General features: G+C 66.5%; 11 protein-coding genes. 3 read left to right on the forward strand and 8 right to left on the reverse strand.

The annotated features are described in order from the left end of the window. Window positions 1-23: 23 nt before the first annotated feature. The 8 genes from HNP98_RS07730 to HNP98_RS07765 all read right to left on the reverse strand — a co-directional run bounded on the left by HNP98_RS07730 (window position 24) and on the right by HNP98_RS07765 (window position 11,125). Window positions 24-1,325, reverse strand: coding sequence for a glycosyltransferase family 4 protein (locus tag HNP98_RS07730; protein ID WP_173809476.1), 1,302 nt, complete (start codon window positions 1,323-1,325; stop codon window positions 24-26). After that, entirely contained in the window at window positions 1,322-2,359 is a 1,038-nt protein-coding gene (locus tag HNP98_RS07735; RefSeq protein ID WP_173809477.1) for a nucleotide-diphospho-sugar transferase, read from the reverse strand. The genes HNP98_RS07730 and HNP98_RS07735 overlap by 4 nt, the downstream gene beginning before the upstream one ends. A 41-nt stretch (window positions 2,360-2,400) precedes the next feature. Further along, window positions 2,401-3,618, reverse strand: a complete 1,218-nt coding sequence (locus HNP98_RS07740) for a glycosyltransferase family 4 protein (protein WP_173809478.1) — start codon at window positions 3,616-3,618, stop codon at window positions 2,401-2,403. Window positions 3,619-3,683: 65 nt separating this feature from the next. After that, window positions 3,684-4,979, reverse strand: a complete 1,296-nt coding sequence (locus HNP98_RS07745) for an O-antigen ligase family protein (protein ID WP_173809479.1) — start codon at window positions 4,977-4,979, stop codon at window positions 3,684-3,686. A gap of 36 nt (window positions 4,980-5,015) precedes the next feature. Continuing rightward, window positions 5,016-6,239 (reverse strand): glycosyltransferase family 4 protein, encoded by a 1,224-nt coding sequence (locus HNP98_RS07750; RefSeq protein WP_173809480.1) that lies wholly within the window; start codon window positions 6,237-6,239, stop codon window positions 5,016-5,018. Continuing rightward, window positions 6,236-7,816: a lipopolysaccharide biosynthesis protein gene (locus tag HNP98_RS07755; RefSeq protein WP_173809481.1), complete on the reverse strand. Its 1,581-nt coding sequence runs from the start codon at window positions 7,814-7,816 to the stop codon at window positions 6,236-6,238. The genes HNP98_RS07750 and HNP98_RS07755 overlap by 4 nt, the downstream gene beginning before the upstream one ends. A 123-nt stretch (window positions 7,817-7,939) precedes the next feature. Further along, on the reverse strand, window positions 7,940-10,330 hold the full coding sequence (locus HNP98_RS07760; RefSeq protein WP_173809482.1) for a polysaccharide biosynthesis tyrosine autokinase: 2,391 nt from the start codon (window positions 10,328-10,330) through the stop codon (window positions 7,940-7,942). Between the two features lie 54 nt (window positions 10,331-10,384). After that, the gene (locus HNP98_RS07765) at window positions 10,385-11,125 is read right to left on the reverse strand and encodes a polysaccharide biosynthesis/export family protein (RefSeq protein ID WP_173809483.1); all 741 of its coding nucleotides are present in this window, start codon (window positions 11,123-11,125) and stop codon (window positions 10,385-10,387) included. Window positions 11,126-11,554: 429 nt separating this feature from the next. Between HNP98_RS07765 and HNP98_RS07770 the strand changes: the two genes are divergently transcribed. From HNP98_RS07770 to HNP98_RS07780, 3 genes are all read left to right on the forward strand, one after another. Next, complete coding sequence (locus tag HNP98_RS07770; protein ID WP_173809484.1) at window positions 11,555-12,112, forward strand: hypothetical protein; 558 nt, start codon at window positions 11,555-11,557, stop codon at window positions 12,110-12,112. A 197-nt stretch (window positions 12,113-12,309) separates the two neighbouring features. Beyond that, on the forward strand, window positions 12,310-13,536 hold the full coding sequence (locus HNP98_RS07775; protein WP_173809485.1) for an OmpA family protein: 1,227 nt from the start codon (window positions 12,310-12,312) through the stop codon (window positions 13,534-13,536). Window positions 13,537-13,594: 58 nt separating this feature from the next. Continuing rightward, window positions 13,595-13,870 carry a helix-turn-helix domain-containing protein gene (locus HNP98_RS07780; protein WP_173809486.1) on the forward strand — a complete coding sequence of 92 codons (276 nt, stop codon included), beginning with the start codon at window positions 13,595-13,597 and terminating at the stop codon, window positions 13,868-13,870. Window positions 13,871-13,930 lie beyond the last annotated feature (60 nt).

A 13,930-nucleotide genomic window follows, 5' to 3' on the forward strand; every position in this document is an offset into this window, starting at 1 on the left:
AATGGGTGCGGTGGTCGGCTGGTTCAGCTGGTTTTTTGCCCCACGCCTTCGCTCATTTGCTCATTCAATCCTTCACTCATTGAAACCAGCTCGGGCGCGGCATCGGCGGCCTGCTGGTAGAGGCTGGCCACCAGCTTGGGCAGCGCAAACTGCGCGGCGTAGGCAAAGCCTGCCCGGCCCATCTGCTCCAGCTCAGCCGGGTGGTCGTAGAGGTGCTCCACAGCCCGGGCCAGCGCGGCCGTGGTGGCGGCGGCCGACTGCACGGGCACCTTGATGCCAGCTTCGGTGGGGATGAAGTCGGCGGCCCCGTGGTGGTCGAGGGTGAGGATGGGCAGGCCCAGGGCCATGGCTTCCAGGTACTGGTTGGCGTAGGTGTCGCGCAGGCTGCACAGCATGAACACGTCGTGGCCGAGGTAGGCGGCGCGGGTGGCCTCGTAGGGCACGCTGCCGTGCCAGGTCACGCGGTCTTGCAGGCCGTTGGCGGCAATCCAGCCGGGCACTTGGGGCCCCACGGGCCCGTCGCCCATGATGTCGAGGTGAAACTTCACCCGCGCATCCACCTTGCCCAGGGCGTCCAGCACCAGGGGCAGGCCCTTGCGGGGAAACAGCCGGGCCAGCCACAGGATGCGCAGCTCGCGGCCGGCCAGGGGCGGGCGGGGCGCGTAGGCGGCGGGGAAGTAGCTGGCCGGCAGCGCGGCGCTCATGGCCAGCGCCACCCGGGGGGCCCCCAGCCGGCGGGCCAGCGCGGCGGTGTCGCTGTTGGCGGCCAGCACCAGCGCGGCGTGCCGCAGCGACTGCCGCACGTTGGGGTCGAAGGTGGTGAGCAGGCGGCTGATGGCGTTGCGCAGGGTTTCGGTTTTGAACCAGTCGGGCAGGTACTGGCGCAGCGCCGCGGGGGCCGTCATGCCGCCGCCGAGGGGCCCCAGCAGCAGGGGTTTTTTCAGCCGCCACAGCCACGAGGCCATTTGCAGGCTGTTGTAGGTGACGTGGTGGACGGCCCCGAAATTCACTTGCGCGTCGAGCCGCCGCGCCACGCGCCAGGCCCGGTACTGCCACACGATGTAGTGCAGGTACACGCCAAACTGCCAGCGGTAAAGAAATTCCACGGCCCGGGGCACGGCCACGAACTCCAGGTGGATGCGGCCCACGGTGGGGTCAGCGGCGCGGTCGGCCAGCAGCTTCTCCAGGCTGGCGCGGCCGCGCGGGGTGGTGAGGCACCACACCTCGTGGCCCAGCGCCGCCGACTGCCACAGCCAGCTGAAGCCGGAGCCTTCTTCGCTGCCGCGGCTGGGGTCGCAGGCGTAGGCCGAGAGCAGCAGCCTCATCGGGGCAGGGCGTTGGTGGGGCGCGGAGCGGTGGGCTTGGCGGCTTGCTTGGGGCTTTGCAAGCCGGCGGCCACCGGCTTCTGGCCCGCGAACACGCGCCGCACCACGGCCCCCAGGCGGCCCCGCAAAAACTCGTTGAAGCGCCGGTTGTCGCGGCGGCGGTCCTGGGCCACCGCGGCGGGGTGGCGCAGCGGAAAGGCCAGGTCGCGGGCCGGCACGGCCCCCATCGCGTCGCCGCCATCGTGGGTGTGGGTCGAGCCGTTGCCGAAGCCGATGTTGCCCACCAGGTTCACGGCGGGCACGATGTAGAGGCCCCGGTGGCGGGCAATGGTGTACTCCCACTGGTAGTCCCACACGTCGGGCGGCTGGGGCAGGGCCAGCACGCCGGCCATCTTGCCCAGGCGGTACCGTTTTTCCAGGGGCCCGCTGAAGGTGCCGTCCAGCTCGCCGGCGGCCACCACCCGCCGGAAATCGGTGAGGTGGTAGTCGTAGAGCTGCCAGGCCCGCCGCCAGGTGGCCCAGCCCCAGCTGTTGCGCTGCGTCGAGAAGTGGTACGAGGGCTCGCCGGGGCCCGGTCCCCCCTGGGCCTCCGAGCCAAAGTTGTTGCCGCCGATGTGCATTACCCGCGCGTCGTCGCGGTAGCGGGCCAGCAGCTCCTGGCAAAACGGGAAGAAGCTGGGGGCCGGCACGCAGTCGTCTTCGAGGATGATGCCCTCGGCCTCGTGCTTAAAAAACCAGTTCATGGCCGTGACCGGGGCCAGGCCGCAGTTCAGGTTTTTCTCCTGAAACAGGGTAAATACTTCGCAGGGCCAGTCCACGGCCTGCACCACGGCGCGGGTTTCGGCGCAGCGCGGGGCATCGGTGGGGTGGCCGGGGCGGGGGCCGTCGGCGGCCACGTACAGCCGGGCGGGGCGGGCCCGCCGGATGGTGTCGAACACGCGCCGGGTAGTATCGGGCCGGTTGAACAGCAATAGCAAGACCGGGGTGGCCAGGGGACCATCGGGCGGGGTAGCGTCAGGAATAGAATAGGGCATAAGGGTGCCGTCGGGGTGCGAACGGCATATACGGAAACCAGTTAACAAACCGCCAACGCCGCCGGAACATTGGCGTGGCTGGCCGGCCCCGCGGGCTGGGCCACGGCGTGGTAGATGGCCAGTGTACGTTGAATGATGGTGTTCGGATCGTGCCGCTCGCGGGCCACGGCCTGCGCCTGCCGCGCGATGCGGCCGCGCAGGGCCGGGTCGTGGCAGAGGCGCAGCACCTGCCGGGCCAGCGAAGCGGGCTCCAGGGTGCAAAGCAGGCCGGTCTCGCCCTCGGTGATGAGCGAGCCGACGCCGCCTACGTCCGACGCCACCACGGGCAGCCCCACCAGCTGGGCCTCGCACACGCTGTTGGGGCTGTTGTCGATGTACGAGGGGTGGAGCAGGCAAAACGACTCGCGCAGCAGCACCGCCAGCCCGGCCGCGTCCTGAAACGGGCGGATTTCCACGTTGTCGGGCCCCAGGTGGGCCAGGCCGTAGCGCTGGGCCACGGCCGCTACGTCGGCCGGCGCGAGGCGGCCCACAATCACCAGCTTCAAATCGGCCTGTTGGCGAATCTGGTCGTAGGCCAGCAGCATCTCTTTGAAGCCTTTAATGGCTTGGTTGCCGCCCACGAACAGGGCCTGCGGCCGCGCCGGCGGGGCGGGCGCGGGCTGGTCGGCCGCGGCAAAAAACTCCGGCCGCAGGGCCTCCCAGTTGTGGTGGATGGTGCAGCCCGGGCTGAGGCGGGCCGTGACGGCCTTGTCCCAGTGGGTGCGGCAGGAGAAATGGTGCACGGCGGGCAGGTAGCGCCGCTCGTAGAGGCCCGCCATGGTCCAGAGCACCTTCAGGATGGAAAACGGATTGGGCACCACTTTCGCGTATTCCGACACGATGCCCTGCACCGAGAGCAGCATTGGCACGGGCAGGCCGGCCGTCATGGCGGGCAGCTGCAGCTCCGAGCCGTGCAGGTGCAGCAAATCGTAGGCCCCGGCATGGGCCCGCAGGTAGGCACGCACGACACGGATGCGCCGCCGGTAGAGTCCGAGGATGTCGGCCCGCACGGCGGGCGTTTTCAGGTAGATGAAGCGGAGGCCGTCGGCGTCAAACGTGTCCACCGGCTGCGCGATGCGGTGCGTCCAATTCAGCACCGTCAATTCCACCTCCGGTTGTTTTTTTAATAGGCTGGCCAGCGTGCCCACCCACGGCACCGGGTGGCCACCGGTTTCGAGCGGGTGCGGGAAAGGTGCTAGCCAAAGGACTTTTAATGCCATGTCAAGGTTAGGCCGACGTAAGTGCGGGCAGCCTTAAACAAAGATGTGTCGATTAAGCGTTAGAATCAAACACTTATATACGATTCTCTCAATATTTTCTGGTCTTCTTCGGGCTCTTCGTTGGCGGGGAGGGCCAGGGGCCGGGGCTCGGGCTCGGCCAGGGCCGCCAGCAGCAGGCCCAGGAGGCCGAAGTGGTACGTGGACCAATCGTAGGACGCCGAGAACACCAGCAGGCAGCCGAAGTAGGCAATCAGCAGCGCGGTGTCGGGGCGCATGGGCCCTGGTTGGAACAGGCGCTGCCCGATGCGGACGATGGGCACGAGCACCACCAGCAGGATGCCGAGGATGCCGAAGTAAAAGGCCCGGTCGAGGTAGAAGTTGTGGAAGTGGTGGCCGGTGCGGTCGGCCCACATGGGCTGGTCGTTGCTGGGGTCGTAGAACTGCATGGGCACCTCGAAGCCCTCCAGCCGCCAGCCGGCAATGGGGCGTTCCTGCACCAGGGGCATGTACGACTCCAGCTGCTTGAGGCGCCAGCTGCCGGTGCCCTGCTTGTCGGCGTTGGCCATGTCATCCATGCTGGTGGCCAAACGGGTCACCACTTCGGGGTTGTTCAGCACCAGGGCCGTGGCCCCCAGCGAACCCAGGATGCCGGGCACCACCACCAGCATAAAGGCTTTGGTGAAGGAAAAGCGCACGCCCGGCGTACGGCGCAGCAGCAGCAAATCGAGCGGAATGGCCACGGCCGTGGCAATCCACACCGAGCGGTGCTGAAGGAAGATGATGAGCGGCAGGCACAGGAAAAACCCGCCCAGCAGCAGCAGCCGGCCGTGGGTGAGGTAGCGGTTGAGGCAGTACAGGGCCACCGGCACGAACAAGTAGGCCGCCGACGAGCCAAACCCCCGTTCGTTCTCGGCGAAGGCGGTGAAGCTGAGCGAGTCGCGGTGAAAGATGAGCAGGTTCGCCACCAGCACCAGCGCGAGCACGCCCAGCAGCTGGCCCAGCGACGGCAGCCCGAAGCGCCGGTGGAAGCAGTAGATGCCGAACATAATCAGCAGCACAAACAGCTTGCTGAACACGTGCGGGTAGGCCATCCACGAGCCCTGGTTGGCGTACGATTCCAGCATCAGCCCGCCGATGGCGGCCAGCACCACCCACATCCACCACCGGATGAGGCGCTCCATGTAGCGCCCGTAAAACACCATGGCGGCGAAGGCGGCCGCGAACAGCCCGTAGGTATACAGCTTAACGCCGTTGGGCTCCTGGTCCACCTGGAACCCGTAGATAAACTCCCAAAACGCCGCGTTGGTGGCCAGCACGGCCAGCAGGGGCAGGATGAGGAGGAAATGCAGCTTGATTTTCATAATTATCGCGTAAGGTGAAGCCGCGGCCGGGCCGGGCTAGGCGAGCTGCGGGGCCGCCGCGGGGGCCACCGGCCGGGGCCGGGGCGGCGCCTGGCCGGCGGCCTGCTGGTAAAACGCCAGGGTGTTGCGCACCATCTCCGCCACGTCGAAGCGCGGCCGGGCGTAGGCGTACTGGCGCTGCTGGAGGCCATGCAGCGCGGCGGGGTCGGCGAGCAGCGCGGCCACTTGCGCGGCCAGGGCCGCGGGCGGGGTGGGCTTGGGTACCGAGGCTTCGGGCGTGCCGGCCAGCAGCTCGGGGCTGCCGCCGGCGGCCAGGGCCAGCACCGGGCACCCGGCCGCCAGGGCCTCGATGACCACGTAGGGACAGTTTTCGCGGGTGGCGGTGTGCACGTACACGTCGGCGGCGTGCAGCAGCGGGGCCACCTGGGGGTGGTAGCCCAGCAGCACCACGTCGTTTTCGAGGCCGTGCCGGGCGATGAGGGCCCGGAGCAGGGCTTCGTCTTCGCCCTTGCCCACCAGCACCGTCACGCAGCCGGGGCGCAGGCGGCGCAGCTCGATGGCCGCCTGCACCAGGTACTGCTGGTTTTTGCGGGCCTCCCACTGGCCGATGTTCAGCACGATGGGCCGGCCCGAAAACAGGGCCCGCAGGTCGGGGCCGGGGGCGGGCGGAGTGCCGGGAGCCGGCCGGGCAAAGGCGGCCATGTCCACCCCGTTGTGGGCAATGGCGGTGCGGGCGTCGGGCGGCAGCAGGGGCCGCGTGAGGCGCAGCGCGTACTCCGAGATGCCCAAAAAAAACTTGGTGCGGCGCAGCAGGAAATTGAACCAAGCCAGCTCGAAGCGGGCCGTCCAGCCGTTGGGTTTCAGGCCCACCTGCTTGATTATCTCCTCGCCGGGGTGGTCGTTGTAGTGGCCGGTCACCACCACCGGCACCCGGTCGCGCAGGGCCAGGCGGGCGGCCCAGCCGCTGCTCACGTCCTGGGCGTTCACCACGTCGTAGGCCTGCCGGCGGTCGATGGCGAAGTAGATTTTGATGACGTCGGTCAGCTCCAGGCCCAGGCGCTTGCCCAGGGGGCCCGGCAGCAGGGCCAGCCCGTGGCGCAGGGCCCCCACCAGGCGCTGCCCCCAGGCGGGCAGGTCGTTCAGGGTGACGACCGTGACCTGGTGGCCCTGGGCCCGCAGCAGGGCGCTCAGCCGCTCGTAGTGCACCCGCACGCCCGAGGCCGCGCCCGGCACTTGCAGCGAGGTTAGCAGAATATTCATGGGGTCAGGGGGTTATCGAAAGCTTCCAGCACCGCCGACCCGCCCGCAGCCCGCTCCAGAAAAGCGGCGTAGCGGGCCAGCCGCACCTGGGCCCCGGCCGGCAGCGCGGCCCGGCCGCGCAGCCGGGCTAGGGCCTGCCGCAGCACCGGCCGCAGCTCGGCCGTGGGCCAGCGCAGCAGCACGGCCCCCAGCACCGCGGCCCCGGCGGCCATCTGGGCCAGCAGGGCCAGCAGGGCGGGCGCGTGCAGCGGGCGCACCAGCAGGGCCACGGCCAGCAGGGCCAGGCCCACGGCGGCGGCGTTCAGCAGGCCGGGCCGGTAGATGGCCAGCAGGCGCGGGTACGAGATGCCGATGTCGCGGTGCGTGACGCGCATGTAGAGGAAGGTGCGCACCACCTCGCCCGTGCCGATGGCCCCGGCAATGCCGGCCAGGCCGTAGCCCTTCAGCAGCCAGAACAGCGCCGTCAGCAGGGCCATGAACTCCAGGTTGAGGATGATTTTCTGGCGCAGGTTGGCCCGGGCGTCGGCCACCACGCCGGCAAACAAGGTGGTCATGCTCAGGGGGATGGACAGGCACAGCACGCGCAGCACCGGCACCGACGCGGCCCAGCGGGGCCCCAGCAGCACCTGCACCAGCTCGGGGGCGGCCACGGCCACGCCCGCGCACAGCGGCAGCACCAGCGTGGCCACCACCGTGCTGCTGGCCAGGTACAGGGCCCGGGTGCGGGGCAAATCGTCCTGGATTTTGCTGAAGGCCGGAAAGGCCACCCGCGCCAGGCTGTTGGTGAGGAAGTACATGGGCAGGTACAGCAGCATGTAGGCCCGGTTGTAGATACCCAGCAGCACCGAACCCAGCAGCCGCCCAATCAGCAGCGTGTCGAGGTTGCCGTTGACGAACTCCAAAAAGCCCACCACCGACACCCGGCCACCGTAGCCCAGCAGGCGGCCGTAGGGGGCCCGCAAAAACGTGAAGCGCACCGAGTGCCGCACCACCAGGTAGTTAAAGAAGGCGACGAAGAACTGCTGGGCCAGGCTGGCGCCGATCAGGCTCCAGACGCCCGCGTGCAGCACGGCCAGCGTGATGCCCACGCCCCCGTAGCCCAGCACGTAGGCCGATACCTCCACCTTGGCCAGGGCTTCGAAGCGCATTTCGCGGCGCAGCAGGCTGGTGGCGGTGGCCCCCAGGCCCACGAGCACAAACCCCAGGGCCTGCACCCGCACCAGCGGCACCACGGCCGGCTCTTTCAGGAACAGCACGGCCAGCGGGGCCCCCAGCCAGGCCAGGCCCGCCACCGCCAGCCCCAGGCCCAGCGACGCCGTGAAGGCCGCCCGCACGTCGTGTCCGTCAATCTCGGCCCGCTGCACCAGGGCGTGGCCCAGGCCCATCTCGGCAAAGTAGCTGCCGAAGCGCAGCACCACGCCCGTCATGGCCACCAGCCCGAAGGCGGTGGGGTCGAGCAGGCGGGCCATCACGGCGGTGTAGCCGATTTGCATCACCGCCGTGAGCACCGTGGCCGCCGTCGTCCACTGCACGCCGCGCACGGCAGCCGAAGTCAGATTCTGGGTGGTGACGGCCATTTTTTTTGAGCTGTTAGCTGCTATTTTGAGCTGTTAGCCGCCAGCTATTAGCTTTTTGAAATAAAAAGACTTGCCAGCAATCATGAGAAGCCAACAGCTAAAAGCTAACAGCTCAATTAAAAGCTATACGCCGTACTTGTAGGCGTTGGTTTTGTAGCGGTACTCGTAGGTGTTGGCAAAATGCACGTCGTTGATGACCATGTACAGCTGCTTCACTTTGTAGTCGCGGTGCATCTCGTTGATTTGGCCCACCAGGGCCCGGTCGGTGTAGTTCTGGCGCACCACGTAAATTTTGGCGTCCAGGTACTGAAGCAGCACCAAGAACTCCGACACGTAACCCAGGGGCGGAATGTCCACCAGCAGGTAATCGTACTCGTCGCGCAACTGCTTCACCAGGTCGGCCAGCAGGGGGCTTTCTACCAGGCGGGTGGGGTTCTGGGGCAAGGGGCCGCAGCACAACACGTCCAGGCCGGCAATGCTGGTGCTGCTGCGGGCCTCGTCGAGGGTGCTTTCGCCGGTCAAGTAGGTGCTCAGGCCGTGGGGGGCGTTGCGGTCGATGCCGAAGTAGCCGGCCAGCGTGGGGCGGCGCATGTCGCACTCCAGCACGGCCACGCGGCGGCCGCTCTGGGCCAGCTCAGCGGCCAGGTTCACGGTGCAAAAGCTCTTGCCTTCGCCCGGCACCGACGACGTGACGCCAATCACGCGCTTGTCGAGGCCGGCGGCCAGGTACTGCATATTCACCCGCACGGCCCGGAAGGCCTCGGCGATGGCGCTGCGCGGGTCGTGCAGCATGGTTTGCTTATCCTCCGGGGTGCCGTGCGGGATCACGCCCAGCAGCGGAATCTTCGTTAGGCGGGCCAGGTCTTCCTTGCTCTGCACGCGGCGGTTGGTTTTGTCCTGCATCAGCACCAGGGCAGCGGGCAGCATCAGGCCGGCCAGCAGGGCCAGCAGGGCCACGAGCAGCGGCTTGGGGGCCGAGGGGCCCAGGCCGCTCTGCTTGGCGGGGTCCACTATTTTCTTGTCCGTCATGTTGGTGGCCAGGGCAATGGCCGCCTCGTTACGCTTCTCTACCAGATTGTTGTAGTTCTTGTCGTTGTAGTCGCTGTTGGTTTTGAGGCTGCCGAGCTGCCGCTCGTTTTCGGGCATGCGGTTCAGTTGGCCGCGCACCTCGCCCAGCTGCTGCTCGGCGTCGCGCAGGGCGTTGCCCGACGAGTTCACCAGCCCGGTCAGGGTTTGGATGAGTTGCTCCTTGGTGCTGCTGATTTTCTCGTCCAGCGCCACCACTATCGGGTTTATTTCGCTGGCGTTCACAATCAGGCCCGCCCGCTGGCTGTTCAGCTCCGACAACTGCTGGATAAGGCCCGTGGTGGCGGGGTCTTCGATGCCGGCGCTGCTGAGCGACACCTGTTGGTTGCTGCCCCGACGGGCCCGCACGTAGGCCAGCATGTTTTCGTAGTTGCGGCGGCTGGTGGCCAGGCGGTTGCGATTAGTCGACAGTTCGTTTTGCTGCTGGAGGCCCACCCCCGACTGGGCCCCGGCGTCTACCACGCTGTTGGCCGAGCGGAAGGAACTAAGGCTTTGCGCGGCCTTCGACTTCGACTCCGATTGCTTGTTGATTTCGTTGTCGAGGAAGGCAATGGTTTTGGTGCCCACCTGGTTCTTTTGGTTCAGGTCGTCCTGCACGTAGGTGGCCATCAGCGTGTTCAAAAACTGGGTTTCCTTGGCCGGCACCGTGCCCGAAGTGCTCAGCTCCAAAATGCGCGACTCGTGGTCGGTGGGGCGCACCTTTAGGCGGGCCTGGTACTCGCCGGCCAGGGTGGCCACGTCGTTGAACTTGAAGAAGTACTTGGTGCGGCGGCTGCCGACAAGTTGCCCAGGCTCGGGGCGAAACACGGCCGTGAGCAGCGCGTTGCGCAGCGTGTCGCCGGCCGCCACCGTCTGGTCAAACTCCACGTCGTCTACTTGGCGCACCAGTTCGCCGGTGGTCAGCTTGCGCAGGTCGCCGCGCTTGGCATCGGCGTGCACCCGAAACTTGCCGTCGGCCAGCGGCTCCACGTAAATGGGCACGCCCGTAACCTGGGGCCGGCCGGGCACGGCCACCACCCAAAAGGGCACGTCGCCGGCGGCCCGCTCGCGCACTTGCAGCGGCCGCACCCAGTTCAGCCACGAGTTGGGCTCGGCGTAGTAGCTCACCGAAAACGGCAGCTGGGCCAAGGTGCGCTGCAACATGCCCGCAGAGGTAAGCAGGCCCACCTCGTCTTCGAGCTTGAGGCCCTTGGGCTTGCTGTCCAGCAGCTGCAACAGCTCCTGGGCCTGTTTCGAGCCCGTCGATTGGTCGCCGATGAGCAGCGTGGACTGAAAATCGTACACCGGCGACTTCACCTGGAGGTACACCCAGGCCAAAGCGCCGAACAGCAGCAGCGAGGCCACGAACAGGGGCCAGCGGCGGCGCAGCTTAAAGTAAAGCTCGTGTAAATCTAATTCGGCGGCAGGAGCCGCGGGACGCACTTCCATAACAAAAAGGGTAAGCAGGGCCCGGGCAACGGCACGCCGGGGCCCCCGTTTAGTTTAGTTGTGATTCGTAGTAAGGTAGCTGACCAGCAGCACGATGGCGGAAATGCCCGCAAACACGAGCCCCAGGTTGTTGGCGTTGGCCCGGGCCGTGCGCGCCTTCAGCGGTTCCACGTACAGGGCGTCGTTGGGCAACAGGTAGTAGTAGGGCGATTGCAGCAGTTTGGGGTCGGTCAGGTCCAATAATACGACTTCCGACCCCTTGGCGGTTTGCCGCACCAACTTCACGTTCTCGCGGTTGCCGAACTCTGTCAGGTCGCCGGCCAGGCCCAGGGCCTCCAGCACGGTGGCCTGCGGGTTGTAAATGAAATAGCGCCCTGGTGCGCGCACCTCGCCCAGCACGGTTATCTTGAAGCTCAACAGTTTCACCAGCACATTGGCGTCGCGCACGTAAGCCCCCACTTTCTGCTGCACCAGGGTCTGCACCTGCTCCAGGCTCAAGCCCTGCACCTTAACTTTGCCCACGGTGGGCAGGGTAATGGACCCGCTGTCGTCCACGGGGTAGCCGGTGAGGTAAAGCGTGCTGGGGTCGCCGGAAGTAAACGTCTGGGGGCCCGTCACGTTGAAAATGTCGCTCAGAGCGGGCTGCACGCTTTGCACCCGGATGCTGAGCACATCGCCGGCTTGCAGCGCGTAGGCCGGGCGTACATTAACCACCTGCACCGGGCTCTTGGTTGAGTAGCCCGCACCTTGCAAGTAAGGCAATTTGCTCTGCGTCACGCAACCTCCCAGTCCCATTGCCAAATATCCCAGTACTACCGCCGCCAGGCGAAATCGAAAAAATGGGGTCATCAGAGGTGATATTAAAGAAAGTAAATAAAAGGTTATTTTTGGGTCCTGCGCACTTTTTTGCTCGAAAAATGGAATTGTTCATCCCATTAAACCAAATAGTCACATTTTTTTATTAAATCAGGCAAAATTTCGGAGTCCACCTGAGAATACGCAATTAGACGCCGTTACGGTTGCCGTTGTTGCATTTCGTTGCGGGCCAAGTTTCCGGCCAGGCAATTTGCGGGCCAGGGCCTGCCGGCCCGCCAACTCCTTCCGCATCGCCTCGTAAAGGCCCCGGCCTGCCCAACCACTAATCTTTTACCCTCCCCCCGAAGTACGCCGCCCGCGGGGCAGGTTCGCCGCAAACCCAAGCTTGGCGTAGTGCAAACCAAATTTATGAAAAACCTTTTTCCTTTCCTTGCGCTGCTCGCTGCGGCCGGCTGCAACAGCCCCACTACCCCCAAATCCGCGCCCGCCGGCGCTGGCGCAGCCGTTCCGCCCCCGGCCGATGCCGCCACCGATTCGCTGCACCAAGCCGTAGCGGCCTACATCAAGGCCAACGCGGCGGCATTTCCCGGCTACGAGGCGGTGCGCTGGGGCCGGCCCACGCCCTATACCAAGATGAGCGAAGCCGCCATCAAGGGCGTGGTGGCCATGCAGGCCTTCGACGACGCCCTGGTGCCGCGCAACCAGGCCCTGGCCAACTACAAGGCCTCGCTGGCCCGCCACGACGCGCCCGCCCGCACCGCGGCCATCATGGGCATCTACGGCAAGGCCAACAAGCACAACGACTCGCTGCTGCTCATCGCCAACCGCTACATCGGCGTCAAAGACTCCGCCCGCATCGGCACCCAGCTCACGCACACCTACCGCGCCACCAACAAGGCCGGGGCAACCGGACTCGACAGCGCCACGTTTGTGGTGCGGCCCGGCGGCCAGGTCGAGCAATTGTAGGCCGCGCCGCAAATGATACTATAACCGGCGGGGCCGCACGAAATTGACCGCTCCGGGGCCGTTGACGCGGCTGTTCAATTAGCGATTTTGCATAATTGGTATTTATCAATCTGCAGCTGGCTTTTTTTCGTAATTGACTGGTACCGAAGCAATATAAACTTGCATCCCAAGCTTTCACTTTTGTCACGCCCTTTTTTATGGTAACGCTACAGAATCTGCCGGAAGAAATAAAAAACTTCGTCCAGGAACGCGGCCTGGCGCGGTCCGAGGCTTTCCCCAACGAACACCAAGTGGGCGTGCAGCTGGCCCTGACCCGCGTTACCGAATTGGTAATGAACAGCTTCGGCGAGCTGGCCGAGCAGCCCAGCGGCCGCGAAGTACTGTGGAACACCGCCCGCGAAGCCACCACCCACCCCGGCCCCCACGGCGCGGGCCTGATCAAATCGGTGCTCGACGACCGCTACCACGGCACAGTGAACGGCGTGGCCACGGCCGCGGGTGTGCAAACGGCCACCGTGGGCCGGCTGATTGACGTGGTGACCACGGCGGCCCTGGAAATTATGGGCGGCTTGGCAGCCGAAGGCCACTGGACGGCCCAAGAGCTGGGGCAATGGCTCCGGCCCCACCCGGGGGCGGGGGCGGCCGCCGCAGTGGCGGTGCCCTTGGCCGGCCTCGCCACCGAGCCCGCGGTGGCGCGCATGGCGGCCGACGGCGGCTCCATCGGTTGGGTGGCGGCCAATGCCAAGGCGCTGCTGCTGGCGTTGGGCGTCATCGCCGTGGGCGAGTTTGGCTACATCATCGGCAACCGGTCCGACACGAGTGCGGGCGAAGTAGCCGCCACGCCCTCCGCGGGAACGGCGGCCAGCCCGGTGGCCGGCCCCGGGGCCCCGGAGCGCAGCGGCCAGTACGCCGCCGTGCCGGTGGCCAACTTATCGGCCGGTTCGGCCAAGGCAGCGGTGCCGGTGGTGCTCAAACTTAAGAACGGCGTGCGGCAAATTATCGGGGCCAACTCGACCGAGAGCAAGCTGTACCAGTTCCTGATTGACCCGTCGAAGGAAGTGGACCCCACGGACCCCACCAAAAACTGGATTGGGTTCGACCGGATCTACTTCGAGAGCAACAAGGCCATCCTCACCAACGAGTCGCTGTGGCAGCTGTCCAACGTGGCCAGCATCCTCAAGCGGTTTCCGGACGCCAAGGTCAAGCTGGGCGGCTACACCGACAGTTCGGGCAACCCTTACCTCAACCTGAAGCTGAGCCAGGAGCGGGCCAAGGCCGCCATGACCACCCTCGTGAGCATGGGCGTGCCCGCCGTCCGCCTCCAGGCCGTCGGCTACGGGGCCCAGGACGGCTTGGCCAGCAACGACACCGAAGAAGGGCGCTCCCTCAACCGGCGCGTGAGCCTGCAAGTGGTGAAGAAGTAGGCCGTTAAGTAGTCGCGCAAAAGTAATCGCATAAAAACGGAGGCGTTAAATTTGGTGCATGCGTGCCCCCCTTGCCTTAACCCCCGACGAAGTCACCACCCTCGACGCGTGTAGCCACCACGCCCGTCATCCCCGCCAGCGCCGCCGCGCCCAAGCCGTGCTGGGCCACCACCGGGGCCAGACCCTGAACCAATTGGCGGCCTTCTTTGCCGTCCGCTACGCCACCGTCCACGGGTGGCTCAGCGCGTGGCGCAGCCAGGGCCTAGCGGGCCTGCTCGAAGGCCAACGGGCCGGCCGGCCCCCCAAACTGCCCCCGGCGGCCCAAAAAAAGTAAGGGCCTGGCTCGGCCCTGCCACCCAGCAGTTGCGGCGCTGGATTCCGCGCCTGCGCCGCG

The sequence above is a fragment of the Hymenobacter caeli genome (assembly GCF_013294115.1).
In the GTDB taxonomy this organism is placed as follows: Bacteria; Bacteroidota; Bacteroidia; order Cytophagales; family Hymenobacteraceae; genus Hymenobacter; species Hymenobacter caeli.